Annotated in this window: 19 protein-coding genes; 12 read left to right on the forward strand and 7 right to left on the reverse strand. The window is 71.1% G+C overall.

Annotation, left to right across the window (positions count from 1 at the left end; genetic code table 11):
* Window positions 1–168 precede the first annotated feature (168 nt).
* The gene (locus VFZ09_RS06160) at window positions 169–1,164 is read right to left on the reverse strand and encodes a hypothetical protein (protein WP_329726538.1); all 996 of its coding nucleotides are present in this window, start codon (window positions 1,162–1,164) and stop codon (window positions 169–171) included.
* A 143-nt stretch (window positions 1,165–1,307) separates the two neighbouring features.
* On the opposite strand from VFZ09_RS06160, the gene VFZ09_RS06165 reads away from it, so the two are divergent.
* Window positions 1,308–1,958, forward strand: coding sequence for a hypothetical protein (locus VFZ09_RS06165; protein ID WP_329726539.1), 651 nt, complete (start codon window positions 1,308–1,310; stop codon window positions 1,956–1,958).
* Between the two features lie 221 nt (window positions 1,959–2,179).
* Window positions 2,180–3,889 carry a sensor histidine kinase gene (locus VFZ09_RS06170; protein ID WP_329726540.1) on the forward strand — a complete coding sequence of 570 codons (1,710 nt, stop codon included), beginning with the start codon at window positions 2,180–2,182 and terminating at the stop codon, window positions 3,887–3,889.
* A 134-nt stretch (window positions 3,890–4,023) separates the two neighbouring features.
* On the opposite strand, the gene VFZ09_RS06175 is transcribed toward VFZ09_RS06170, so the two are convergent.
* Both VFZ09_RS06175 and VFZ09_RS06180 read right to left on the reverse strand, forming a co-directional pair.
* A complete protein-coding gene (locus tag VFZ09_RS06175; protein WP_329726541.1) occupies window positions 4,024–4,395 on the reverse strand; it encodes a hypothetical protein in 372 nt (123 codons plus the stop codon).
* Between the two features lie 192 nt (window positions 4,396–4,587).
* Window positions 4,588–5,592 (reverse strand): glycosyltransferase family 4 protein, encoded by a 1,005-nt coding sequence (locus VFZ09_RS06180; RefSeq protein ID WP_329726542.1) that lies wholly within the window; start codon window positions 5,590–5,592, stop codon window positions 4,588–4,590.
* 295 nt (window positions 5,593–5,887) lie between these two features.
* Here VFZ09_RS06180 and VFZ09_RS06185 point away from each other — a divergent pair, with 295 nt between their 5' ends.
* The 5 genes from VFZ09_RS06185 to VFZ09_RS06205 all read left to right on the forward strand — a co-directional run bounded on the left by VFZ09_RS06185 (window position 5,888) and on the right by VFZ09_RS06205 (window position 12,575).
* Window positions 5,888–7,222 carry a DUF763 domain-containing protein gene (locus VFZ09_RS06185; protein ID WP_329726543.1) on the forward strand — a complete coding sequence of 445 codons (1,335 nt, stop codon included), beginning with the start codon at window positions 5,888–5,890 and terminating at the stop codon, window positions 7,220–7,222.
* Window positions 7,223–7,512: 290 nt separating this feature from the next.
* Window positions 7,513–8,292, forward strand: a complete 780-nt coding sequence (locus VFZ09_RS06190; protein WP_329726544.1) for a hypothetical protein — start codon at window positions 7,513–7,515, stop codon at window positions 8,290–8,292.
* 94 nt (window positions 8,293–8,386) lie between these two features.
* Window positions 8,387–8,998 (forward strand): hypothetical protein, encoded by a 612-nt coding sequence (locus VFZ09_RS06195; protein ID WP_329726545.1) that lies wholly within the window; start codon window positions 8,387–8,389, stop codon window positions 8,996–8,998.
* Between the two features lie 20 nt (window positions 8,999–9,018).
* Window positions 9,019–9,831 carry a hypothetical protein gene (locus tag VFZ09_RS06200; protein ID WP_329726546.1) on the forward strand — a complete coding sequence of 271 codons (813 nt, stop codon included), beginning with the start codon at window positions 9,019–9,021 and terminating at the stop codon, window positions 9,829–9,831.
* 251 nt (window positions 9,832–10,082) lie between these two features.
* On the forward strand, window positions 10,083–12,575 hold the full coding sequence (locus tag VFZ09_RS06205) for a PAS domain S-box protein (protein WP_329726547.1): 2,493 nt from the start codon (window positions 10,083–10,085) through the stop codon (window positions 12,573–12,575).
* Between the two features lie 23 nt (window positions 12,576–12,598).
* Here the strand turns inward: VFZ09_RS06205 and VFZ09_RS06210 are convergent, their stop codons facing one another.
* Window positions 12,599–14,314 (reverse strand): NAD-dependent malic enzyme, encoded by a 1,716-nt coding sequence (locus VFZ09_RS06210; protein WP_329726548.1) that lies wholly within the window; start codon window positions 14,312–14,314, stop codon window positions 12,599–12,601.
* Between the two features lie 309 nt (window positions 14,315–14,623).
* On the opposite strand from VFZ09_RS06210, the gene VFZ09_RS06215 reads away from it, so the two are divergent.
* Together VFZ09_RS06215 and VFZ09_RS06220 are read left to right on the forward strand one after the other, a co-directional pair.
* Window positions 14,624–17,836, forward strand: a complete 3,213-nt coding sequence (locus VFZ09_RS06215; RefSeq protein ID WP_329726549.1) for a fused MFS/spermidine synthase — start codon at window positions 14,624–14,626, stop codon at window positions 17,834–17,836.
* A gap of 45 nt (window positions 17,837–17,881) precedes the next feature.
* On the forward strand, window positions 17,882–18,439 hold the full coding sequence (locus tag VFZ09_RS06220) for a DUF2378 family protein (protein ID WP_329726550.1): 558 nt from the start codon (window positions 17,882–17,884) through the stop codon (window positions 18,437–18,439).
* An 18-nt stretch (window positions 18,440–18,457) separates the two neighbouring features.
* Here VFZ09_RS06220 and VFZ09_RS06225 read toward each other — a convergent pair whose 3' ends face one another.
* Genes VFZ09_RS06225 through VFZ09_RS06235 form a run of 3 tightly spaced genes read right to left on the reverse strand, consistent with a single transcriptional unit; the run spans window position 18,458 to window position 20,489 of the window.
* Complete coding sequence (locus VFZ09_RS06225) at window positions 18,458–19,165, reverse strand: 2OG-Fe(II) oxygenase (protein ID WP_329726551.1); 708 nt, start codon at window positions 19,163–19,165, stop codon at window positions 18,458–18,460.
* 10 nt (window positions 19,166–19,175) lie between these two features.
* A complete protein-coding gene (locus VFZ09_RS06230; RefSeq protein ID WP_329726552.1) occupies window positions 19,176–19,652 on the reverse strand; it encodes an FKBP-type peptidyl-prolyl cis-trans isomerase in 477 nt (158 codons plus the stop codon).
* Between the two features lie 42 nt (window positions 19,653–19,694).
* Window positions 19,695–20,489: a hypothetical protein gene (locus VFZ09_RS06235; protein WP_329726553.1), complete on the reverse strand. Its 795-nt coding sequence runs from the start codon at window positions 20,487–20,489 to the stop codon at window positions 19,695–19,697.
* 229 nt (window positions 20,490–20,718) lie between these two features.
* Between VFZ09_RS06235 and VFZ09_RS06240 the strand changes: the two genes are divergently transcribed.
* The 3 genes from VFZ09_RS06240 to VFZ09_RS06250 all read left to right on the forward strand — a co-directional run.
* The gene (locus tag VFZ09_RS06240) at window positions 20,719–21,975 is read left to right on the forward strand and encodes a phospholipase D-like domain-containing protein (RefSeq protein WP_329726554.1); all 1,257 of its coding nucleotides are present in this window, start codon (window positions 20,719–20,721) and stop codon (window positions 21,973–21,975) included.
* 110 nt (window positions 21,976–22,085) lie between these two features.
* Entirely contained in the window at window positions 22,086–22,907 is an 822-nt protein-coding gene (locus VFZ09_RS06245; RefSeq protein WP_329726555.1) for a sterol desaturase family protein, read from the forward strand.
* 76 nt (window positions 22,908–22,983) lie between these two features.
* Window positions 22,984–24,888: hypothetical protein (locus VFZ09_RS06250; protein ID WP_329726556.1), on the forward strand; the 1,905-nt coding region annotated here is incomplete at its 3' end.

The raw sequence follows: 24,888 nt of genomic DNA on the forward strand, positions 1-24,888 counted from the left end.
CTCGTCCAGCGCAGGGTGCGAGATGGGCTTCCGCTCGCAGTGAGTCCATGAGCCGAAGAGCCGGATGCGGGAATTCCGCACGTCCGGATCCGTGGGGGGCCGGGGAGGTAACTCCCCGGTCTACCCGACCAAGTTCGTGAAGAGCGCGCCCGGGAGGTGGCTGCTGTTTCAGAAGTGCAGGCCGATGCCCGCGAATGGGCCGCCCAGCTTGTCCCGGTGCACCACCCCATCCAGGTGGCCCCGGTCATCCAGCAGCAGTCCGCGCCAGCCCGCCCTCAGCGTCAGCGTGCCCAGGTGCATCGCCAGTGCCGCCTGTCCATCCAGTTGCAGGTGCGGCAGCGGCACCCACTGCAGCCGGCCTTCCACGTCGAACGGGCCGAACAGGCACCGCTCGAACGACAGCGCCAGGCTCGGGCCGATGAAGGTGATGTCCGGCGCTCGCGCCATCGCCACGCCCGCCTCCCACCTCAGCCGCCCGTTCTCGCTCGCGATCGGGGAGAACGTCAGGGCCACGTCCGCCAGGTGGATGTGGTCCTTTCCCTCCGAGCCGTCATCCGTGTTCAGCGTCAGCGCCGTGATGTGCGTGGCCACGCCCCAGTGCCGCTCCTCGATGCCCAGGTTGAAGCCCACCGCTCCGCCTTCCTTCAGGGCGTTCGCGTCCACTCCCATCCGCACCATCACCGGATGGTTCTCCTCCTCCGGCTCCTGGGTCACCGGTCGCGGACGGTACCGTCGGTAGTACGGAACGTACGCCCCCGACATGGAGATCCACGCCATGCCCGGCGTGAGGATGGGCCCTCGGGGACGTGGGCCCTGGCCCCCTCCATCGTTGCCGCCGGAGTCCGGCGAATCGTCTCCACCCTGGCCCACCGGCGTGGCGTCGTGGACCCGGGACTTGCCCCCACTGACGCTGCTGCTGCCGTGCTCGCGGGAGTTCCACCCGGAATAGCCGGAGCCCGAGGAGCGCGAGCCGCCGGACGAGGACGAACTGGAGCCCGACGAGCGCGAGCCGCCGGACGAGGACGAGCCTCCTGATTTGCCGAAGCGGGCCTCGGCCACGGTGGGGGTGAAGAAGCACCCGGCCGCCAGCGCGGCGCACAGTGTCTGCTTGGGAGAGGGCAGGGGATGCCTCCTGGGAATGCGGTTCCTCGCCGCTCCATCCAAGCACTTTTCCCGCCCCTCCGGCCGCCCCTCCCCAGCGGGTGACGCATGCCCGACAGGGTGAGTGTCCATGTCAGGAACCCCGCCGGGGCGAGTGTCATCCGGCACACGGCGGCACCCGCACGCGGAGTGGTAGCCTCCTCCCCATGTTGTTCTTCGACCTGGAGGCCTACGCCCCTCCCGATGACCGCAACGCGAGTCTCAGCTCGCTCACCGTCAACCCCGCGCGCCCGGGTCACCTGCTGCTGGGTGGATGCTTCTTCAGCAAGCGCTTCGAGGACCCCATCCCCGACGCGCCCGAGGTGCAGGGACTCTGGCTCTGGAACTTCGAGTCCGAGGCCGCGCTGCTCTCGGCCATCAAGGCCCGCTTCGAGGAGGAGTGGCGCCGCCAGCGCGAGGAGAAGGTCCGGGTGATGGGCAAGCCGGCCACGGACCTCGTCGTGTGCGGCGCGGGCATCGCCAAGTTCGACCTTCCGGCGCTCTACTGCCGCTCCGTCTTCAACGAGATCGCCAGCCCGGCCGAGCTGTTCGAGGTCTTCTTCAAGTCCCGCCCCATCGACCTCGCCAACGCGGCCAGCTTCCTCTTCCCCAAGGAGACCCTCCTCTATCCGAAGACGACCCGCGAGATGGCCGGACGTCTGGGATTGCAGGAGCGCAAGGGCTCCAGCAAGGGCGTCTGGGAGAGCTACGAGAGCCGCGACTACGCCGCCATCGAGCAGCGCACCGAGCAGGAGTTGCGGCTCGTCCTGGAGCTCTACAAGCGCCTGCAGGCGAAGATGACCCGGGCCTCCCCGTGAGAAGCGGGGCAGGCGGGCAGGCGCGAGGAGGACGGGGACGCTCTCGAAGCAGGTAGGGGGGCCTTGCAGATGGCGGGGCCCTGTCCCGTGGGACAGGGGAGAGGGAGGATACTGGAGGTCCCCGCCGCCGGGCTGCCGAGGGACCTGGGATTTCCCCTCTTCGCGTCGTGTGGGCCGTCGTGCGAGCATGCACGGGTGGTGGTTCGGCACGAGGCCCGGCGATGACGATTCGCGCCAAGGTGTTCCTGTTCGCCTTGTTGGCGGTCGGGCTCGTCTGCCTCATGGGCGTCCACCTCTACGTCGGAGCCCAGAAGGGCCAGTACATCCGCGAGCAGCTCACCGCCATCCAGGAGCAGCGCGACGCCTATGTGCGGTTGCACGCGCTGGCCTGGCCCTACCTGAACATGCTCGCCCAGAGGCGGCGGGTGGAGGGCAGCACCGCGCTCGCCCAGCGCGAGTTGATGCTCGAGGTGGATGAGGAGCTGGTGCTGCTCGGGGACAGCCTGTCGCGCGAGGAGCGCTGGCTGGGCGACAGGTCCGAGGAGGCCGAGCGGCAGGAGCAGCAGGCGCTCCGCGACGCCATCCGGCAATGGTCGGAGTGGGCCGCGGCGCGGGTGCGTGCCCTCCCCGAGGGCAGCTCGGTGGGCTCCACGCTGGAGTGGTTGCTGTACTCCCAGTTCGAGCAGACCGTGGGCCAGCGCCTCCAGGCCCTGCAGCAGGCCGAGCTGGCCGAGATGGACGAGCTGCGGCGCCGCTGGGACGAGAACGTCCAGCTCACCCAGCAACTGGCGCTCGTCTTCCCCGTCATCTGCATCGTGCTCGTGCTGGCGCTCGCCTTCGCCATCCTCACCCCGCTGCAGCGCTCGCTCCAGGGGCTCATGGGCGTGGCCGAGCGCATCGGGCGGGGGGACTTCGACATCCAACTTCCCCGGGTGGGCCAGGACGAGCTGGGCCGGCTCACGCGCGCCTTCGACCGGATGGCGCGCGAGCTGCGTCAGCTGCTCGAGGAGAAGCAGCGGCTCATCCGCGCCGAGGCCGAGGCTTCCGAGCGCGAGGCCCGCCGCTACCACGCCCTGCTCGAGGACACGGTGCGTCTGCGCACCGCCGAGCTCGCCGACGCCAACGTCCGTCTCCAGGACAGCCTCCAGCAGCTCCAGTCCGCCCAGGAGCAGCTGCTCTTCGCGGACCGGCTCGCCGCCGTGGGCCGGCTCGCCGCGGGCGTGGGCCATGAAATCAACAACCCGCTCGCCTTCATCCTCGGCAACCTGCGCTACGTCCACCAGGAGCTGACGGAGCTGTCCGGCGCTCCCTCCTCGGAGGCCCGCGAGGAGATGATCTCCGCGCTCGCCGAGGCCTGCGAGGGCGCCGAGCGCGTGCGCCTCATCGTGCAGGACCTCAAGTCGCTGTCGCGGCCGGATGACGTGGTGCTCGGCCCGGTGGACCTGGCGGAGGTGGTGCGCGGCTCGGCCAAGATGGCCCGGCACGAGGTGAGGGACAGGGCCCGCCTGGTGGAGGACTGTGGCGCGGTGCCGCCCGTGCACGCCAACGCGGCGCGCCTGGGCCAGGTGTTCCTCAACCTCATCATCAACGCGGCGCACGCGATTCCCCCGGGCCGGGTGCGGGAGAACGAGATTCGCGTGGAGGCCCGGCTCTCCGCTCCGGACCGTGTCACCGTGGCGGTGGGTGACACCGGCGCCGGCATCCCCGCCGAGAACCTGCGGCGCATCTTCGAGCCCTTCTTCACCACCAAGTCCGTGGGCGTGGGCACGGGGTTGGGGCTGTCGGTGTGCCACCGCATCATCACCGCGCTCGGCGGAGAGATTCGCGTGGAGAGCGAGCCGGGCCGCGGCACCCGCTTCTTCATCACCCTGCCCGTGGCCGAGCGCTCCGTGGACGCCGGGCCGTCCTCCTCCAGTCAATCCGCGGCCTGAGCTGTCCGGCGCTGGACGTCCAGTGGGCGCAAGGGGTTGGCGAACGCGGGATGTTCACCAACTTGGGCGTGCGAGTCAGCCGACATTCAGGAGGAGGACCGGATGCCACCGCGTGGAGTGAAGAGTCCGAAGCGTCAGCGGCAGTACGCTAAAATCAAACAGTCCGCGCGCAAGCGGGGCGCCAGCGAGGGCCGGGCCGAGGAGCTCGCCGCCCGCGTCGTCAACAAGCAGCGCGGCAAGTCCGGTGAGACGAAGGGCGCCTCGAAGCGCTCGGCGAAGAAGACCTCCGCGAAGAAGACGTCCGCGAAGAGCTCGTCGCGCCGGGCGAAGCCGGCCCGCGGCACCCGCAGCTCCGGAGCCAAGTCCCGCAGCCGCACCACCGCCGCGAAGTCCCGGCGCAAGTCGAGCGGCTCGTCCGGCTCGCGCTCCCGCTCGTCCGGCTCGCGCGGCCGATCCAGCTCGCGCAGCCGCTCCAGCTCCTCGCGCTCGAAGAAGTAGGCGCGCACTCCCTCCCCCACCGGGCGAGGGACGGGGTGGGGCTCTTCCCGTCACCCGTTAACTGGCACCGGTGCGTGGGGGACCAGGACGGGCTGTTCGCCTCGGCGAGCCGCGAGTACCGGCGCTCGATGAACGAGGTGGCGTACCGGGCCCGCGCGAGGCCAGCCTCATCGAGTCCCGGTGCTTCCGTCTCGGGGCGCTCAGCGGCCCAGTGCTGACTGGTACACCCGCGCGAGCGCCCGGGCCTCGTTCGCCACGCCGAAGCGCGCCCGGGCCTCCTCGGCGGCGTGGAGCCCCACCTGCCTCGCCCGCTCCGGCTCGTGCAGCAGCTGGCGCAGCAGCTCGCGCAGTTCGGCCACGTTGCCCGGCTCGAAGAGGAAGCCGGTGCGGCCGTGCTCGATGAAGGAAGGCACGTGCGGCAGCCGGCTCATCACCGTGCAACAGCCGCACGCCATCGCCTCCAGCATCACCATGGAGAAGGACTCGAAGTGCGTCGGGTTCACCAGCACGCTCAGGCCCTGGTACCAGGGCACCACCGGGCGCTGCTCCCCGGCCAGCACCAGGCGTCCGCTCGTCTGGGCACGCAGGTGCTCGGCCCACGCGCGGTCTCGCCCCTTGGCCAGCCCCACGAGCACTGGGGTCCACTCGGACGCGGGGAGCTCGGGCAGGAGGGGCGTGAGGGCCTCGACGAAGTCTCCCTGGCCCTTGCTGGGGCGGATGCGGCCCACCACGCCGATTCCCCGCCGGCCACCGAGCCCCAGTGCCTTCCACGCCGCCTCCCGGTCCGCGGGCGGGGTGAAGCGCTCCAGGTCCACGCCGTGCGGCACCAGCTGCGAGGGCCTCCCCATCCACCCCGCGCTCTGGGCGTTGAGCGTGACGAGCTGCTCGGCGAAGCGGGTGAGGAAGCGCGTGAAGCGGCCCGGCGGCTTGCCTCCGTGGCGCGTGTAGACGAGCCGCACCTCCCGGCCCACCCACCGCAGCAGCAGCCCGGCCAGCAGCTCGTTGTTCCGGTGCGCGTGCCACACCACCGGCTCCTGGCGGATGCGCCGCCACAGCTCGCCCCAGGCGATGCGCGGCACGTCCTCCTCCAGGTTTCCCCCTACGGCCCGCGTCTCCATCAACCGCGCCAGCTCGGTGACGATGCGCTCGGTGTGCGCGGTGACGCCGGTGCGGCGCCGGTGGAAGTGGGGGTGAACGACGAGCATGGCGCCGCTGTCTGTACCCGATGCCAGATTCGGTGGCATCTGGCGTCTGGCGCCTGAGTTCCCCCACTTGTGGTGCCAAGGTGTGTCCATGCCTACCTCGGGACAGCGGAGTGGGCACAGGGGGTTCAACCCGGGAGGCGTGGCACCCTCACCCCGTCCCTCTCCCGGAGGGCGAGGGGAAATGGGCGCGGTCCGCCCGCCCGTGGAGCGGCCGGGCCCTTGTCTCCGCGGGCCCCACCGTGAAGAAGGACCCGAGGTCAGAGGTTGACTCCAGGAGGTTACCTCCGGAGTCATCATGGACCGTACGGGCAGTGCAGACCTTCCCCTCCACTCGGGCCGCGTGCCGGACTGGCTCGCCGAGCGCATGGCGCGCATGAGCCGCGTCCTCGTCGAGGCGCTCGTGCTCCACTACGGCCGCCACGAGGTGCTTCGCCGGCTCGCCCACCCCTTCTGGTTCCAGTCCCTCGGCGCCGTCATGGGCATGGACTGGCACTCCTCGGGCGTCACCACCACCGTGCTCGGCGCCCTCAAGCGCGGCCTCACCCCCGGCGGCCGTCAGCTCGGCCTCTACGTCGTCGGCGGCAAGGGGCTCCAGGCGCGCCGCACCCCCGACGAGCTGCGCATCATCGGCGATCGCGTGGGCATCGACGCCGACGCGCTGATCCGCGCCAGCCGCCTCGCGGCCAAGGTGGACAGCGCCGCCGTGCAGGACGGCTTCGAGCTGTATGCCCACAGCCTCATCCTCTCGGACGACAACGCGTGGGCCGTGGTGCAGCAGGGGATGAACGCCGAGGCCCGCCAGGCCCGGCGCTACCACTGGCTCTCCGAGGGCCTGGGCAGCTTCGTGGACTCGCCCCACGCCGCCATCGAGGGGCCCAACCAGGGCGTCATCCTCAACCTCACGGACAGGCGCGCCTCGCGGGCCCGGGCCGCGCAGGTGGAGCTCGTCTCCCAGGGGCCTGACGTGGTGCTGGGCGCCCTGCGCAAGCTGCGTCCCCAGTCCGCCCCCGAGCCCGTGCCCTTCACTCCGCCACTGCCCCACCTCCAGATGCCCGTGCACGAGGAGGTGACACGCGACGACGTGGTGCTGCGCCGGCTCCACGGCACGCTGGCCGCCGCGGCCGAGCAGGGCCCTCGCGACTTCGCTGAGCTGCTCCTCACCCCCGGCGTGGGCGCGCGCACCGTGGCCGCGCTGGCCAGCGTGGCCGAGGTCCTCCATGGCTCGCCCTCGCGCTTCACGGATCCCGCGCGCTTCGCCTTCGCCCAGGGTGGCAAGGACCGGCAGCCCTTCCCGGTGCGGCTGGATGTCTACGACGAGACGCTGCGCGTGCTGCGCTCGGCGGTGGACGCGGCGAAGCTCGGCAACGACGAGCGGCTCCAGGCCATCCGCGAGTTGGACCGGCAGGCGCGGCGGCTCGAGTCCGTGGTGTCCGCCACCCCCACGGGCGCTTCCTTCGAGGCGCTCGTCGAGGAAGGGTGGAAGGACGTCCCCGAGCTGCTGCCCACGCACGGGCCTCCGCGCCGGCCCTCGGGACGTGCCGGCTGGCGGCGCCGCGGGGCCCGGAAACAGCTGGAGCTGCCGGGCCTGGACGAGGAGACGAAGGGGGACTCCTCCCGTCAGCCAGGGTAACGGTCATCGCTCAATCCAGGGCAGCTCACCCGGAAGCACCACGTCCACCCCAAGTACCTGGGTGGTGCCGAGGACGGCCCGACGGTGGACCTGGACCCCGCCTACCACCAGCTCATCACCAATGCCTTCCGCAAAGAGTACAGGTACGGCCAGGGGGAGCTTCCATCTGCGGCGGAGCAACAGGACATCATGCGACAGGTCTATTCCCGCTACCCTCTACCGGGCATCCACTTGCAACCATGAGAGAAATACTCGAACTCAGGACATCGGAGGAGAACGCCGCGCTCTACGTGCCTCCAGGCGTGGGTGAGACGCTGGGGCACGTGCGCCGCCTGCTGCTGGAGGTGAGCAATCCGCTGGTGGAGCAGCTGCGGGCCATCGAATGGGAGTACCGCGCCCGGGGCACCACGCTCTTCAGCATGTGTGTCGTGGAGCGTCACTACACGCAGCGAGAGCTGCGGGCCGCCGAGTACGTCATGGTGGGGTTCTGGCCCTTCTTCCAGCCCACGGGCGCGGAGTGTGGCACCCGCTACGATGAATCCGCTGCCTGTCCCCATTGTGGCTCCGGGGCCCGGCAGGTCAACGAGCTGCACCTGGAGTTGCGCCGCATCCCCAAGAGCCGTGACCTCTCCATCACCATGGGAGGGGAGTACGTCATCACCTCCCGGCTCGCCGAGGTGCTTCGCCAGCACCGCATCACTGGCTACGAGCTGCATCCCATCGTGAGCAGGGGTGGCAGGCCGACCCTGGACCATCACCAGCTTGTCCTTCCCTCGGCCACGGCCGAGGTCGTACCTCCCACCCACGCAGGAGGGAGCTATCTCTACCCGGAGCCCGACTCGAGCCGCTGCCCCGAGGGTCATGTCCTGGGTCACCGGTTGCTCTCCCCCCTGTATGTCTCGCGCGACAGCGTGGGGGAACTGGACTGGGTGTTCACCCGGCAGAAGTTCGGCATGCGGGGAGGGCTCTTCCATCCCCTCCCGAGGATGATCGTCACCCAGCGGCTCTACCGCCTGCTGGCGGAGCAGAAGGTCCGTCACCTCCATGCCGAGGTCGTCCACCTCGTCTGAGGCGTGCTGGCGGACGCTTCGCCCCGGCCTGGTCGGGGACTCTCGGGGTGTTCTTGCGTGGTGGGCGCGATGCGAATGCTAGCGTCCCGGCCTCATGAGACGACATTCGGGGTACGGGTTCCTGCTGGGGTGGGTCCTCCTCCTGGCGTGTGCGGGGACTCCTGCTCCTTCCTCGTACGAGAGCACGGGGAGTGGGGAGCCGCAGGTCCTGGCCCTGGGCCCCCGGTTCCGCTTTCCGCGTCCCGCGAAGCCGCCCGCGCCCAACAAGCCACTTCCGGCTCCGAAGGCCGAGCCTCCCCCTGCGGCGGCCCCCGCGTCGCCCTCCTCCTCCGCGGCGAAGCCGCCCGCGGCCCAGACACCGGCTCCGCAGAAGCCCGCCGCGGCCAATCCCACGGCCCGGGGCTTCCTGGACCCGAAGCTGGCGCGCTCGCTCTTCGACCAGGGCATGGCGGAGGCGAGGAAGCGCTTCCCCCACCTCCACGGCAAGCCGAAGCAGAAGCACCATGTCCACCCCAAGTACCTGGGTGGTGCCGAGGACGGCCCCACCGTGGACCTGGACCCCGCCTACCACCAGCTCATCACCAACGCCTTCCGGCAAGAAGCCAGATATGGGCAAGGCCTCCTGCCGGAGCTCGCGGATCTGCAGGAGATCATGCGGAGGGTGTATTCCCGCTATCCTCTGCCGGGCATTCACTTCCAACCATGAGAGAGATTCTCGAGCTCAGGATGCCGGAGGAAGAGGCCAGGCGCCATGTGCCTCCAGGCGTGGGGGAGACGTTGCCGCTGGGGCACGTGCGCCGCCTGCTGCTGGATGTAGACAATCCGCTGGTGGAGCAGCTGCGGGCCATCGAGTGGGAGTACCGCGCCCGGGGCACCACGCTCTTCAGCATGTGTGACGTGGAGCGCCACTACACGCCGCGAGAGCTGCGGGCCGCCGAGTACGTCATGGTGGGGTTCTGGCCCTTCTTCCGGCCCACGGGCGCGGAGTGTGGCACTCGCTATGACGAATCCGCTGCCTGTCCCCATTGCGGCTCCGGGGCCCGGCAGGCCAACGCGCTGCACCTGGAGTTGCGCCGCATCCCCAAGAGCCGCGAGCTCTCCATCACCATGGGAGGCGAGTACGTCATCACCTCCCGGCTCGCCGAGGTGCTCCGCCAGCACCGCATCACCGGCTACGAGCTGCGTCCCATCGTGAGCAGGGGTGGCAGGCCGACCCTGGACCATCACCAGCTCGTCCTTCCCTCGGCCACGGCCGAGGTCGTACCTCCCACCCACGCAGGAGGGAGCTATCTCTACCCGGAGCCCGACCCGAGTCGCTGTCCCGAGGGCCACGTTCTCGGACTCCGGTTGCTCTCGGCCGTGTATGTCTCGCGCGACAGCGTGGGGAACCTGGACTGGGTGTTCACCCGGCAGAAGTTCGGCAGGCGGGGAGGGCTCTTCCATCCCCTCCCGAGGATGATCGTCACCCAGCGGCTCTACCGCCTGCTGGCGGAGCAGAAGGTCCGTCACCTCCATGCCGAGGCCGTCCACCTCGTCTGAGGCGTGCTGGCGGACCCTTCGCCCCGGCCTGGATGAGGACACCTCCGGTGGCCCTTCCGCTCACCCCGGGTAAAGGATTCCGCTGACGCTCGCTCCCCTGGAGGGCGAGGGGCCGGGCCGGGCAGGGGACGCGTACGGTGGCGGACAACTGTTGGGTTCCAGGGTGGGACGGAGCGGCGGGAGGGAGGGGGCAAGGCGGTAATCTGTCCGGTGGCGCCTGTCCCCCCCAGGCGAGTAGGGAGCCCTTCATCGTGACGAGCAGCAGCCACTCCGCCCCTTCCGCGAGACGGGGGACCCAGGACAAGCGGGCCTCACCTCCCCGGCTGGACGGACGGGTGCTGGTGGTCGACGACACGGAGGCCAAGCGCTACCTCCTCGCCCAGACGCTGCGCCTGGCGGGCATGGAGGTGGTGGAGGCGGTGAGCGGCAAGATGGCCCTGGCCGCGGCCCTGTCCGGCCCCGACGTGGTGGTGCTGGACGTGTGCCTGCCGGACATGAGCGGCTTCGAGGTGTGCCGCCGCCTCAAGGAGGACCCCGCCACCTCCGCCATCCCCGTGCTCTACATCTCCGCCCTGCTGCAGGACGCGGAGCTGGAGGAGCGGCTCTTCGAGGACGGCGCGGACGGCTACATCCCCCAGCCCATCGATTCGCGCCACCTGGTGGCGCAGACGTGGGCCCTCATCCGCATGCGCCGCGCGGAGCAGGCCCGCCAGCGCGAGCGCGAGGAGGCCCAGGCCGACAAGGCCCGGCTGCAACGCGAGCTGGAGCGCTCGCGGGCCCGCGCTCGCCGGCTCACCGAGTCCGGCCTGGTGGGCATCCTCTATTGGGACCTGGACGGCTCCGTCCTCGAGGCCAATGACCTCTTCCTGGCCATGGTGGGCTACACGCGCGAGGACCTGGAGCGGGGCCTCATCGACTGGCGGAAGATGACGCCGCCGGAGTGGGCGGTGCCGGACGCGTGGTCCATCGAGAAGCTGCGGGCCCAGGGCTTCAGCGGGCTGTACGAGAAGCAATACGTGCGCAAGGACGGCTCGCGGGTGGACGTGATGCTGGGCTCGGCCGCCTTCGACGGCGAGCCCCACCGCGGCGTGTCGATGGTGGTGGACCTCTCCGAGCGCCGGGAGGCCGAGCGCCGGCTCAATCACCTCATGGCGGAGCTGGGGCAGAGCGAGACCCGGCTGCGGCTGGCGCTCGACTCGGCCGGGCTGGGCGCGTGGAGCTACGAGCTGGCCACCGGGCAGCACCACTGGGACGCGCGCGCCAAGGAGCTGTTCGGGCTGCCGCCGGAGGCCCCGGTGGACCTGGAGGTGTGGCGGGCGGCGACCCACCCGGAGGACCGGGCGTGGGTGGCGGCGGGCGTCCGTCGCGCGCTGGCCGGGGAGGCCGGGGGCTCGTTCTCGGCGGAGTACCGGACGGTGGGCGCGCAGGACGGGGTGTTGCGGTGGATCGCCTCGCGGGGCCGGGTCCTCTTCGGCGCGGACGGGCGGGCCACGCGGCTGTCGGGCACCTACCTGGACATCACCGAGCGCAAGCTGAACGAGCAGCGCGCCGCGGAGCTCCAGTCCACCACGGCCGCCTTCGCGCATGCGCTCACCCCCCAGCAGGTGGGCGAGGCCCTGGTGTCTCATGGGCTGAAGTCCCTGGGCGCCTACGCGGGCGTGCTCAGCCTGGTGGAGGGCGAGCGGCTGCGCATCTCCAGCTACTTCGGCTATCCCCACACCCTCCTGCACGAGTTCGGCCTCTTCCCGCTGCAAATCCGCACGCCTTCCACCGTGGCCGTGCTCGAGGGGCGGACCCAGGCCGTGCAGGCCACCGGGTCCCTGGCGTGGGAGTGGCCCGAGTTCGCCCCCTCCGTGCGGGGCAGCCGCAGCCGCACCTGGTTGAGCACGCCGTTGAAGGTGGGGGAGCGGGTGGTGGGCGTGCTGGGGCTGAGCTTCGCCTCGCTGCGCCGCTTCAGCGCGCAGGAGAAGGCCCACCTGGAGTCGCTCTGCGGGCTGTGCGCCCAGGCGTTGGAGCGCGCCCGGCTCTACGAGGAGGAGCGGCGGGCCAAGGACGAGGCCCGGCAGCGCTCCGAGCTGGAGCAGCAGTACCTGGGCGTGGTGAGCCATGACTTGCGCAACCCCCTGGCCTCCATCTCCCTGGGGGCGCGCACGCTGCAGCGCCTGGAGCGGCCGGCCCCGGAGACGGTGCTGCGCACGGCCGGGCGCATCGCGAACAGCGCGGACACCATGGGGCGCATGGTGTCGGATCTGCTGGACTTCACGCGCGGGCGGCTGGGCGGCGGCCTGCCGCTGGAGCGCGCGCACAATGATCTCGTCCTGCTGTGCCAGGAGGTCATCGACGAGTTCTCGGTGACGCACCCGGACCGGCGCATCCTCCTGGAGGGAGACGCGCGCTGCGAGGGCTGGTGGGACGGCGAGCGCATGCGCCAGGTGCTCTCCAACCTGTTGTCCAACGCGCTGAGGCACTCGCGGCCAGGGTCGCTGGTGTCCGTGCGGGCGCGGGAGTTGGAGGGAGAGGTGGAGCTGGCGGTGTCCAACGAGGGCGAGCCGATTCCCTCCGAGCTGCTGCCGGTGCTCTTCGAGCCGTTCCGCCGGGGCCTGTCGGCGTTCCGCCCCGCGGGCAGCCTGGGGCTGGGGCTCTTCATCGTGCACCAGGTGGCGATGGGCCACGGCGGCCGGGTGGAGGTGGGCTCGGCCGGGGGCGTCACCTCCTTCACCGTGCGGATGCCGCGCGGAGCATAGGCGCGGCATTCACCCGGGGCGCGCTACTTGCCCGGCGCGCGCCGCAGCGGGAGGAACTCGGGCCGCCACATCTCCGCCTCGAGCAGGCCCTCGAGGTCCTCGGGCAGCTTGCGCTGGGCCACCTCCTCCTTCACCGCCTGCCGCATGACGGCGATGGCCACCTGCCGGCTCGCCGCGCGCAACCGGTCCATGCGCGGGTACAGCGCGCCCTGCGCCAGCCGCGCCCCGTCCGTGTAGTCCGCCAGCGCCAGCGACGCCGCCGTCAGCATCCCGTCCGTCACCCGCTTCGCCCGCGTCAGCAGCACGCCCAGCCCCAGTCCCGGGAAGATGAAGGCGTTGTTGCCCTGGCCCACCGGGTGCGGCGCCCCGTCCCACTCCACGTCCTCGAAGGGGCTGCCCGTGGCCACCAGCGCCTTGCCCTGCGTCCACTTGTAGATGTCCGCCGGCACCGCCTCGCTGTTCGCCGTCGGGTTGCTCAGCGCGAACACCACCGGGTACGGCGTGTTCGCCGCCACCGCCTTCACCACGTCCTCGCCGAACGCCGACCGCTGCCCGCTCAGCCCCAGCAGCACCGTCACCTTCGCCTCCCGCGCCGTCTCCAGCAGGCTCGGAATGCCTCCCTGAAGCTTCCACCCCGCCACGCGCGAGGGCTCGTGCGCGAACTCCAGCTTGTACGGCTCCAGCCCCTTGCGGTCCTTCAGGATGAGGCCCTTGGAATCAATCAGGTAGATGCGCTCGCGCGCCTGCTGCGTGCTCAGGCCCTCGCGCTCCAGGCCGCGGACGATCTGCCGCGCCACGCCCACGCCCCCGGCGCCCGCGCCGTGCACCAGGTACACCTGCTGGCCGAGCGTCGTCTGGCCGCGCCGCGTGGCCGACAGCAGGCCCGCCAGCACCACCGCGCCCGTGCCTTGGATGTCGTCGTTGAGCGAGGGCAGCACGTCCCGGTAGCGCTCCAGCACGTCGAAGGCCTTCTGCTTGCTGAAGTCCTCCCACTGCACCAGCACGTGGGGGAAGCGCTTCTTGAGCGCCGTCACGAAGGCGTGGATGAAGTCGTCGTACTCCTTGCCCTCCATGCGCGGGCGCTTCACGCCCAGGTAGAGCGGATCATCCAACAGCTCCTTGCGGTTCGTGCCCACGTCCAGCTCCACCGGCAGCGTCACCGCCGGGTCGATTCCCGCCGCGGCCGTGTACAGGGACAGCTTGCCGATGCAGATGGCCAGGCCGCCGAAGCCCTGGTCTCCAATGCCGAGAATCCCCTCGTTGTCCGTGGCGACAATCAATTGCACGTCCGGGAAGGGCGTGTGCGCCAGCAGCGAATCGATTTCGCCGATGTTCTCCGGGCTCACCACCAGCCCGCGCGGGTAGCGGTAGATGCGGCTGAACTGCTCCACCGCCTGCGCCACCACGGGGGTGTAGATGATGGGCATCATCTCCTCGATGTGCCGGTGGAGCAGCGCGTAGAAGAGCACCTCGCTGCGGTCCTGCAGCGCGCGCAGGAAGACGTGCTTGTCCAGGTCCGAGCGGAAGGAGCGGAAGTTGGCGTAGGAGCGCTCGAGCTGCTCGTCCAGCGAGGAGACGTGCGTGGGCAGCAGGCCCATCAATCCGAACTCGCGCCGCTCCTCGAGGCTGAAGGAGGTGCCCTTGTTGAGCAGGGGCAGGCGGGTGAGCATCAGCCCCTCCAGGTGCGTCTCCAGGTAGGGGCGGCCGTTCGCGTCGAGCTTCTTCTCGTACTGTTTCATGAAGGGAAAGTCGTATCGGGGAAGGGGGGGCGCTCCCTTAACGGCTCGCCCTCGCCTTCAACAAGGTCCCCCTCCGGGCGGGCATAAGCGACGGTTCGTCTCCCCATGCGAGGCATGTACGGCGCCCCGCGCCAACGCGTCGCGTCAACCGCGCCCCACCTCATGGGTCATGCAAGTCATTCCCGCAGGGGGTGAGGGCTGGATGCACGCCCGGTATGGGAGCGGTTTCGCACGTGGAACTGGCCTCGGCGGGAGGGCACTGGTTCAATCCCGCCCTTCGGGTCCCCGTCCGCCGCGACTGGCAGAGGAATGATGAACGCACGTGTCTGGAAGATTGCCCCCCTGCTGTTCGGCTCGGGCTTCTGCTCCCTGGTGTATCAGACGGCATGGCAGCGCGAGTTGCGCCTCATCTTCGGGGCCTCGACGGCGGCGTCGGCCGCGGTGCTGGCCATCTTCATGGGCGGGCTGGGCCTGGGCGGGGCGCTGCTGGGCGGCAGGGTGGACAAAGAGAAGCGCCCGCTGGCCTTCTACGCCAACCTGGAGCTGCTCATCTCCCTGAGCGCGGCGCTGACGCCCCTGCTGGTGATGCTGGCGCGCACCGTCTACACGGGCCTGGGCGGCTCGGTGACGATGGGGCTGGGGCTCGGCTCGGTGGTGCGGCTGGTGCTCTCCGCGCTGGTGCTGGCGGTGCCCACGCTGCTCATGGGCGGCACGCTGCCGGCGGTGGCGCGCGCGGCCGAGACGGCGGAGGACGTGCGGCGCCGGGCCGTCGCGGTCCTCTACGGCGTCAACACGCTGGGCGCGGTGGCGGGCGCGGCGGCCTCCACCTTCCTCCTCTTCGAGGTGTTCGGCACCCGCAGCACCCTGTGGCTGGCGGCCCTCGTCAACGTGCTCGTGGCGCTGGTGGCCCGCACGGTGGACCGGTCACTGCCCGGCCACGAGGTGTCCACGGCCTCCGCTGACGCCCAGGCGTCCTCGCCGGCCACCGCCCTGCCGCCGCGCCGCTTCGTGCTGGGCGCCGCGGCGCTGGTGGGCTTCGCCTTCTTCCTCATGGAGATGGTGTGGTACCGCATGCTGGGGCCGCTGCTGGGTGGCTCCACCTTCACCTTCGGCCTCATCCTGGTGGTGGCGCTGGCGGGCATCGGCCTGGGCGGCGCGGCGTACGCGGCGTGGGGCCAGCAGCGCCCGGCCACCCTGCACGGCTTCGCGCTCACGTGCCTCCTGGAGGCGGTGCTGCTCGCCGTGCCCCTGGCGCTGGGGGACCGGGTGGCGGTGCTCGCCGCCGTGGTGCGGCCGCTGTCCGTCTTCGGCTTCAGCGGGCTGGTGCTGAGCTGGGCCGTCATCGCCGTGCTGGTGGTGCTGCCGGCCGCCTTCGTCTCCGGCGTGCAGTTCCCCCTGCTGCTGGCGCTGCTGGGCCGCGGCGGTGACGACGTGGGCCGCCAGGTGGGCCAGGCCTATGCGTGGAACACCGTGGGCTCCATCGTGGGCTCGCTGGCGGGAGGCTTCGGCCTGCTGCCGCTGCTGTCGGCCCCCGGGGTGTGGCGGCTGGTGGGCGCGGTGCTGGTGGGCCTGGGGCTCGTCGCGGTGGTGCTGTCGCTGCGCCAGGAGACGCCGTCCCCCGCGCGCCTGGTGCCGCCCCTGGCCTCGGCCGCGGTGGCCACCCTGCTGCTCACCGCCACGGGGCCCACCGCCGTCTGGCGCCACAGCGCCATCGGCGCCGGCCGCGCCACGGTGGAGTTCACGTCCCACAACGGCCTGAAGGATTGGGCCTCCGGCACGCGGCACTGGTTGCTGTGGGAGACGGACGGCGTGGAGAGCAGCGTGGGCGTCATGGGCGCCTACGGCCTGTCCTTCATGGTCAACGGCAAGTCGGACGGCAACAGCATCGGCGACGCGGGCACCCAGGTGATGGGCGGCCTGCTCGGCGCGCTGGCCCACCCCCACCCCCGCCGCTCGCTGGTGGTGGGCCTGGGCACCGGCAGCACCGCCGGCTGGCTCGGCTCCGTGCCGGAGATGGAGCGCGTGGACGCGGTGGAAATCGAGCCCGCCATCCTCCGCTTCGCCCGCCAGTGCGATCCCGTCAACGAGAAGGTGCTCGACAACCCCAAGGTGAAGGTGCACCTGGACGACGCCCGCGAGGTGTTGCTGGCCTCCAAGGACTCCTACGACATCATCTTCTCCGAGCCCTCCAATCCCTACCGGGCCGGCATCTCCAGCCTCTTCTCGCGCGAGTTCTACCAGGCGGTGAAGCGGCGGCTGGCCCCCGGGGGCATCTTCCTGCAGTGGCTGCAGACGTACGAGGTGGACTCGCGCACGGTGCGCAGCGTCTACGCCACGCTCGCCAGCGAGTTCGGCTCGGTGGAGACGTGGCGCACGCAGGGAGGAGATCTCATCCTCATGGCCACGGAGATGCCGCTGCGCCACGACCTGGAGCGGATGCGGGCGCGCGTGTCGCAGGAGCCCTACCGCCGGGCGCTGCCCTGGGTGTGGGGGACGAACGAGCTGGAGGGCGTGCTGTCGCACTTCATCGCCGGGCCCGCGGTGTCCCGCGCGCTGGCCGAGGGCCAGGAGGCGCTCGTCAACACGGATGACCTCTCGTACGTGGAGTTCGCCTTCGCCCGCAGCGTGGGGCACAGGGAGTCGGGCTTCTCCCACTCGCAGTTGCGGCGCGCGGCCTGGGAGCGCAAGGCGGAGCGGCCCGAGGTGCAGCGCGGCACGGCGGACTGGCAGCGGGTGGAGGAGCTGCGGATGATGGGCGGGGACGCTCCCGTCGTCGGGACGGGGGCCGGCCTGGACGAGGCCGCGCTCAAGCGGCGCCAGGCCTTCAACGAGGCGCTCAAGGACAACAACGCCCGCCAGGCGCTGCGGCTGTGGCGCGAGGGCGGGTGGCAGCCCCGGGGGCCCTCGGAGCTCACCGCCGTGGGCTCGCTGCTGGCGGTCACCGGGGACGAGGTGGCGCTCCAGCCGCTCCTCGAGCAGCTGCGCGGCATGAAGCCCTTCGATGCCGAGGCGCTGCTGGCGCGGTTGCGGCTCCAGCAGGGGCGCCTGGCGGATGCGGCCCAGTCGCTCGAGCGCGCCTTCGCCCTGCTGCACCAGACGCCCTGGCACAACCGCGTCGTCTTCCAGGACGCGCTGTCCGTGGGCATGGAGCTCGCCGAGAAGGATGCGGCGCTGGGACAGCGGATGTGGGTGGCGCTGGAGAAGCCCTTCCTCAACAACGTGGGGGAGAGCCTGCGGTTGAGCACCCGGTTGGTGCTCGGCACCCTGCTCGAGTCCGGGAAGCGGTGCGCCGAGGCGCTCGCCGCCTTCGAGCCCCACGTCCCGTGGAACCAGAAGTTCCTCGAGACGCGCTCGCGCTGCTACGTGAACACCCAGCACCCGCTGCAGGACCAGGCGCTGGAGGACTACCTGGAGTTCATGCGCGCCGAGCCGCCGCCGCTCTGGGACGACGCGCCGGGCTCCGCTCCGGCCGGGGCGGCTCCGCCGTCCGCGCCTCCGGTGTCGGACGTGGGGTCGCCGTAGTCCGGGCCCTCCCCCTCCGGGGGTCTCCGCGCTAGGGTGCGCCCCATGCCGGAGACCCCCCTCGTCTTCAACCACACCGTCCAGGGACTCTTCTCCCGCTCGTTCCCGGACGGTGTGCCCGCCGGGCTCAAGGCGCAGCTGCGCGCGGCGGGAGTGGATCTGGACAAGCCGCTGCTGCCCGCCTACCCCACCACCGTCTGGTCCCGCTGCATCGACCTGGGCGCCCGCGCCGCCTTCCCCGGCGAGCCGCGCCCCGAGGTGGCCTGGCGCAGCATGGGCGAGCGGATGATCGACGGCTACCAGGACTCGATGATTGGCCGGGCGATGTTCTCCATGCTCCAGGTGCTGGGGCCGCGCCGCACGCTGCAGCGGGCGCAGAAGAACTTCCGCACCGGCAACAACTACTCCGAGGTCCGCGTCAGCGACGTGTCCCCCACGGAGATGGAGCTGTGGTTCAACGAGACGGACGACGTGCTGCGCCACTTCACCGTGGGGCTGGTGCTCGCGGGCCTGCGCGCCGGGGGCGCCGAGGAGCCCCAGGTGCGGCTGCTCGGCGTGGACCCCAAGGGCTTCACCCTGCGCGCCGCGTGGAAGGCGAAGTGAGGGGACTCACTTCCGGGCTCACTTCCGGGGCGCGCCGCCGTAGAGCGACTCGGCGCGGTGGAAGAGCACCCACGAGGTGATGATGTATTTGTCGTGGGACTCGGGCACGTTGCCCCGGTGGGTGTGGGTGAAGCCGGCGGGGAAGATGAGCATGCGGCCCGCCTTCGATTGGAACTTCTTCTCCTGGTAGAAGAACTCGGTCTCGCCGCCCTGGTCCACGTCGTTGAGGTAGAACTGGAAGGCGAGCACGCGGTGCAGGGGCTCGCAGCTGGCGTCCTTGGGGTACACCTCCGAGTGCCAGTGCGGATAGCCGCCGGAGCCCTTGAGGTACTTCTGCACGGTGAGGTCGCCGTAGCGGTAGAGGAAGCCGACGAGCTGGTCGAAGACGGGGTCTCCCAGCTCGGCGAAGTTCTCCCGCGTGAGCGTCGTCACCTGGCCCGTCTTCGGGTGCTTCGTGGACAGCGAGACGGCGCCGATGAGGCTGTAGAGGTACTTGCGCAGGTAGCTCTTGAGCGGAGGGAAGGCCGCGTCGAGCAGCTGGCGCAGCACGGGCTGGTAGTCCGCGTGCTGGGTGAGGTTGAGATCGAAGCTGTCCTTCTTGGTGAGGTCCACGCCGCCCCCGGTGCGGCCGCGCTGCACGTGGGGGCTCTTCTCGAAGAGCTGGAGGAGGTCCTGGCACAGCCGGGGCGGAAGGACGCCGTCGTGCACCTCGATGAAGTCGGTCATGGGGCGCGGCTCAGCGGACGACGAGCAGCTCCACGTCGAAGATGAGCACCGAGTGGGGCGGGATGGCGGGGGGGCTGCCATAGGCGCCGTAGCCGAGGGTGGAGGGGATGACGAGCCGGCGCTTGCCCCCGGTCTTCATGCCGAGCAGGCCCTCCTCGAAGCCCGCGATGAGGCGGTCGCGGCCGAACGTGAACGCGAGGGGCTGGTTGCTGTCGCGGCTGGTGTCGAACCGGGTGCCGTTGGGGAGCCAGCCGGTGTAGTGCACCTCGAGGTAGCGGCCGGCGGAGGGCTCGACGGTGCCGGTGCCCACGGCCAGGTCCTGGGTGTAGAGGCCGGACTCGCCGCGGTTCATGGCGGCGAGGTCCACGCCCAGCTCGGAGGCGAAGGTCACCTTCGCCGGGTCTCCCGAGTCCGGAACGGCGCCGTCGTCACAGGCGGAGAGGGCGAGCAGCAGACACGCGGAGAGCAGCGGGAGGAGTCGTTTCATGGCCCCGGAGCCTAGCAAGGCCGGGGGCCCGCGGGTGGGGACTCACCGGGGACGGGCGCGCGGCCCGCCGCCTGCCCACTGGTAGCCCACGGTGGCACCCGAGCCGATGAAGCCCAGGGCGATGGACTTGCGGAACCACCCGAGCGCGCCGCGGTTGCCGACGACCTCCTCGAGCAGGCCGTGCACCACCACGCCGAGCAGCGTGCCCGCGGCGGCGCCGCCGAGGGCTCCGAGGAAGGCGTGGCCCCGGTTCTGGCTGCCGTCGAAGGCCAGCTCGCCCAGGCCCCAGGTGCCGAGCGCGGCGAGGGGCGGCGTGAGCACCAGGCCCGCGCCGAACGCCGCCACGTCCAGCTCGGCCCAGCGTCCACCGGCCTCGGCGGACTGGAGGAACAGCAGCCCTCCGGGCACCGAGCCCACGAGGGTGCCGGCGGCCATCTCCGCGGCCGTCACCCACAGCCGCTCTCCGCCGAGGCGGCTCGCGCCGTACACGCCCCCGAGCGGCACGAGCGAGACCGCTCCGTACGTCACCCAGGCGCCGGGTTTGACGGGAGTGTCGGCCGTGAGGTGGGGAGACGTCCGCTCCGTCTTCTCGGGCGGCGGAGTCTGCTCCGCGTCGCGAGCGGCCTCGCGGGGCTCCAGCTGGACGGGGGTGGCGGGGCACTCGACGTTCTGGACGGGCAGCAGCGAGAGCGCGGCGGGGATGCCCCGGGCCCGCGCGCTCAGCGGCGGCTCGTGCCCGGAGGGCAGGGGCCGGGCGGAGGCGGCGGACGGTGCGAGCACGGCCCCGAGCAGCGAGAGGGAGGCCAGACAGGAGGGCAGGGAAGCAGGCAGTCGCATGGTCTCCAAGGAGGGCGAGCGAGGTGGCGGCCCCGGCCCGGGAGCCGGGCAGCGGGGGCGCGGCGGCGGGCCCGTGTCGCGGGGAGGGATGGGGCGGGTGTCGCGTTTCGTCCACCCGTGCACCGGGAGGGGCGCGTCCCAGCGGACAGAGGGGAGGCCGTGCTGTCGACGGGTGGACGGAGCGCGGGCCCCCGGAGGCAGCCGCGCGGGGCGTGACTAGCTTGCGCGCGTGAAGAAGACGCCTTGGTTGATGTTGCTGCTCGCCGTGGGACTGGCGGGCTGTCCCCTGCCGAATCACCGCCTCGCCCTGCGCATCCGCGACACCGTGCCGGAGACGCCGGAGGGCATGTCGCTCGCGTGGTACCAGACGGTGGGCGTGGAGCTGGAGCCGGGCAATCAGGTGGAGCTCGTCCACAACGGCCACGTCTTCGACCGGCTGGTGGAGGAGATTCGCGCGGCGCGCTCCAGCATCCACATCCTGCTCTACATCTGGCGGCCGGGGTACCCGTCGGACCGCATCATCCAGGCGCTGCGCGAGCGGCACCCGGGAGTGGCCTGCCGCGTGCTGGTGGACCCGTTGGGGAGCATCCGCTTCGAGGAGAACGTGGGGCCGGAGCTGGTGGCGGCCGGGTGCGAGGTGCGCATCTTCCGGCCGCTGCAGGGGACCATCGCCACGTTGAACCTGAAGCGCTTCCAGTCGCGGCTGCACCGCAAGCTGGTGGTGCGCGACGGCATCTCCGGGATGACGGGGGGCTGGGGCATCTGGAAGAGCTGGATTGGCGAGGGGCGCAAGCCGGACGAGTGGCGCGACGCGAACATCTGGGTGCAGGGCCCGGCGGCGCGAGGCCTCCAGCTGGCGTTCGCGCAGAACTGGCAGGAGGCGGGAGGCGGGATGCTGCCGGCCGAGGCCTTTCCGGAGCCGATGCCCACGCCGGGCGGGGCGCGCGCGGGCTTCGTGACGCACACGGGAGCGCCGGTGCTGACGAACGCCGAGCGGATGACGCTGCTGGCGATTGCCTCGGCGAGGAAGCGGCTGTGGATTTCCAACTCGTACTTCATCCCGACGGGGGCCATCCAGGACATGCTCATCGCGAAGGCGAAGGCGGGGGTGGACGTGCGGGTGCTGACGCCGGGGCGGCACCACGACATTGCTCCGGTGCACGAGGGCCAGCGCGCCACGTATGCGCGGCTGTTGGAGAACGGGGTGCGCATCTGGGAGTACGAGGTGTCGATGATGCACTCGAAGTCGGTGCTGGTGGATGACCGGCTGTCGATGGTGGGCTCGACGAACCTGGATCCGCTGGCGCTGAGCGCGGAGGAGGGCTCGCTGGTGGTGGACGACGCGGACCTGGCGGCGCAGCTGGCGCGGGACTTCGAGGAGGACATGCGGCACTCGGTGGAGATCCGCTGGGACTCGTGGAGGAGGCGGGGCCTGTTCAAGCGGCTGTCGGAGCGGGTGACGGTGCTGTTCGGCAAGTACCTCTGAGCGCCCCACTCGCCGCTGCGCCGGGTACCCGCTAAGCTGGCCCTTGACAGGGAGGCTTCACGGCAGGTCCGGCGTACCCGCTTCCCGTGCGCATCACCGCGGGAGGCGGTATGGACGGCTCCATCACGAGTCTGGAGGGCATTCTGGCGATGTACCAGGAGGAGCGGTTCTTCCTCATCGCCATCTGCTCCACGCTGTTGAGCATCGGGGCGTTCCTGGTGTTCGCGCTGCCGTGGACGTGGGTGGCGTACAAGAACCCGGAGTCACTGAAGAAGTACCGGGTGCAGGGGCGGGACATCCCGGTGACGCGGTGGTTCGGGCCGTCGTTGCAACGGTTGGCCGTCAACAGCCTGGTGTCCTTCCTGGGGGTGGGGGTGGCGTGGCCGGTGTTGCGGCTGTCGGGGATTCACGCGGGCGAGCTGCCAGCCTGGTACGTGATGGTGGGGCAGATCGCCTTCTTCATCGTGCTGGACGACCTCCTGTACTACTGGATGCACCGGACGCTGCACACGCGGTGGCTCTACAAGCACGTGCACTCGGTGCACCACCGCATCACGACGCCGTATGCGCTGACGGGCAATTACATGCACGCGGTCGAGTTCATGCTGACCTCGACGCTGGTGCTGGTGGGGCCGTCGCTGGTGGGGGCGCACGTGGTGACGCTGTGGGCGTGGATTGTGTTCCGGCAGTTGGAGGCGGCGGACGGGCACTCGGGGTACGACGTGCCGTGGAACCCGGCGCTGCTGATTCCGTTCTACAAGGGGCCGGCGTACCACGACTTCCACCACCGGAGGTTCTTCGGCAACTACGCGGGCTTCTTCGCGTACCTGGACAAGGTATTCGGAGGCACGTGGTCGAAGGGGTACGAGGAGTACCGGAGGGCGCGCCAGCAGCGGCCGGAGCCGGAGCCCCAGCCGCAGCCGGAGCCGTAGTTCCGCCCGCGCTGTCTCGTCTCTCCGGAGCTGATAGGATTTCTGTCAGCATTGGAGCCAGCCGTTGGAGGCGCCGATGACTTCCGCACCGCGGGTGCTGCTGCTGCTGGGGGCAGTGCTGCTCTCCACCGGCTGCGTCACGCTGGAGCCGCGACAGGGTGGCAGCACCGCGGAGGGCCCCCTCGCTCTGTCCATGTTGGGAGAGGCGGGGGACAGTACGCTCGAAACGCTCGAACTTGAGGTGCGCGGCGCCCGAGGGCTGGGCCCGGACGCCGCCCTGGCGAGCTCGGGGCCTCCCACGAGGGAGCCGCCCTCGTGCGGAGGACAGGCCGTGCCCGAGGGGTGGCCCGACTTCTCCTCCAGCCCCGAGGAGCTGCTGGCGCCCTTCCTCACGTGTACCTCGCCCGGGGAAGTGCTCGCCCTGCAGCAGCGCGTGGACATGCCGCGGCTGCTGGAGGCACTGGACGACTGGGGGGCGGTGCGCCTCGGCGCCCTGGGCCCACCGCGTGAGGACGTCGCCCGCCTGTTCAACGACAAGCGCACGTCCCTGCTGGTGAAGGCCCCCGAGGCCTATGGGCGCCTCAACGCACAGGTGCTCGCCGTCTTCATCGCCGACTCGGCTTATGACAATGACTTGAGGGAGATGCTCTTCCTGCTGGCCCGGGACAAGCGGCTGGAGGAGACCCTCGCGCTGCTGCCGGCCTTCCCGGTGGCGTTGGAGAAGCGGGGGCTGAAACCCACGGCCCGTGTGGACAGGGACGCCGAATTCACAGACGTGGGCCGGGGCATTCTCCGATTCAGCGCCGACGCGCTCTCCAGCACTCCCGTGAGCGACGGGGGCAGCGAGCTCGCCTTCTTCCCCATACGCGAGCAACTGCCGCCGGAGTACCAGGAGGCGCTCGCCAGGGCCCGGAGGGAGCTGGTGGAGCACGCCTCGGCGGGCGACATGGCGCTGAGAGCTTTTGACGACCTCACCTTTGGTGTGCCGCTGGGGGGCTACCACTTTGTCGCCAACTCCCTGCATGGGGTGGGGTTGCTGGGGCGGGGAGAGTGGGAGCAGGGCACGCGCGAGGTGGCGCCGGCGCTGGTGCTGGCCCTCGTCGGGGGGTACAGGGGAGTGCGCTACCTCGCCACGGAGGAAGGCGCCGCGGGCGTACGCGTGCGCCTGAGCACCGGGGTGGACGCTGTGAGAGCGCGGCTGCGTGCCCTGAAGGAGACGGCGCGGCAGCTGCACGGGGTGATGAACCTGCAGGGCCTGCGCGACCTGGCGGGGTACATCCGGGCCAGCCGTGAGGCAGGGCGCTTCGTGGCCGAGGGAGGGGCGGACGCCGCGCTGGCGCTGTACGAAGCACGGGGGAATGTGGCCAGGGCCCGGCCCCTGCTGTCCAGGGCCAGGCCTGGGGCCGCTGGCGCGGCGGACGACGCCGCACGTCCCTCCTCCAGGAAGACGGGAGGCGCGGAGCGCCAGGGCACCCTGGCCTCGCTGGTGGATGAGGGGGTGGGCCACACGCGCGAGGTGGTGGAGGCGAAGCTGGCTGCGGCGGAGCTCGAGGCCCCGGGCCCGCGCCTGTCCAAGGACGTGAGCGTGCTGGAGAAACACCGCCCCGCCCTCGACGCCCCGCCGCCCGAGGCCCGGGGCAACCCGCGCTGGCGCGAGTACGTGGAGTACTACCACGAGCGATGCAGGGAGGTGGAGCAGGGCAAGGCCAGCAAGGGCCCCCTGAAATGGGAAGGCTATGAGCGGCTGCGCGGGTGGTTTGCCCGGGGGCTGGCCTTCGAGCGCGACATGGTGAGGCTGCTGCAAGAGGACGCGAAGAAGCCTCGGTCACAGCGCAGCTTCCTCGGGGACTTCGACAAGCCTCCATCGACGCACCCCCGCATTGTCGCAATGGTCGCGAGATTCGGTGGTCATCACCCACCCACTCCATCCGTTCGCAGGTCGCACGCTTCCTCTGCTACAGCACATCCGGCACCTCGGACG

This window comes from Archangium sp. (assembly GCF_036277355.1).
In the GTDB taxonomy this organism is placed as follows: domain Bacteria; phylum Myxococcota; class Myxococcia; order Myxococcales; family Myxococcaceae; genus Archangium.

What these genes read in the sequence shown, in the direction of transcription:
- VFZ09_RS06165 (WP_329726539.1), top strand. Translation starts at nt 1,308, where the DNA reads ATGTTGTTCTTCGACCTGGAGGCCTACGCCCCTCCCGATGACCGCAAC.
- VFZ09_RS06170 (WP_329726540.1), top strand. Translation starts at nt 2,180, where the DNA reads ATGACGATTCGCGCCAAGGTGTTCCTGTTCGCCTTGTTGGCGGTCGGG.
- VFZ09_RS06180 (WP_329726542.1), bottom strand. Translation starts at nt 5,592, where the DNA reads ATGCTCGTCGTTCACCCCCACTTCCACCGGCGCCGCACCGGCGTCACC.
- VFZ09_RS06185 (WP_329726543.1), top strand. Translation starts at nt 5,888, where the DNA reads ATGGACCGTACGGGCAGTGCAGACCTTCCCCTCCACTCGGGCCGCGTG.
- VFZ09_RS06195 (WP_329726545.1), top strand. Translation starts at nt 8,387, where the DNA reads ATGAGACGACATTCGGGGTACGGGTTCCTGCTGGGGTGGGTCCTCCTC.
- VFZ09_RS06200 (WP_329726546.1), top strand. Translation starts at nt 9,019, where the DNA reads ATGCCGGAGGAAGAGGCCAGGCGCCATGTGCCTCCAGGCGTGGGGGAG.
- VFZ09_RS06210 (WP_329726548.1), bottom strand. Translation starts at nt 14,314, where the DNA reads ATGAAACAGTACGAGAAGAAGCTCGACGCGAACGGCCGCCCCTACCTG.
- VFZ09_RS06215 (WP_329726549.1), top strand. Translation starts at nt 14,624, where the DNA reads ATGATGAACGCACGTGTCTGGAAGATTGCCCCCCTGCTGTTCGGCTCG.
- VFZ09_RS06220 (WP_329726550.1), top strand. Translation starts at nt 17,882, where the DNA reads ATGCCGGAGACCCCCCTCGTCTTCAACCACACCGTCCAGGGACTCTTC.
- VFZ09_RS06225 (WP_329726551.1), bottom strand. Translation starts at nt 19,165, where the DNA reads ATGACCGACTTCATCGAGGTGCACGACGGCGTCCTTCCGCCCCGGCTG.
- VFZ09_RS06230 (WP_329726552.1), bottom strand. Translation starts at nt 19,652, where the DNA reads ATGAAACGACTCCTCCCGCTGCTCTCCGCGTGTCTGCTGCTCGCCCTC.
- VFZ09_RS06235 (WP_329726553.1), bottom strand. Translation starts at nt 20,489, where the DNA reads ATGCGACTGCCTGCTTCCCTGCCCTCCTGTCTGGCCTCCCTCTCGCTG.
- VFZ09_RS06245 (WP_329726555.1), top strand. Translation starts at nt 22,086, where the DNA reads ATGGACGGCTCCATCACGAGTCTGGAGGGCATTCTGGCGATGTACCAG.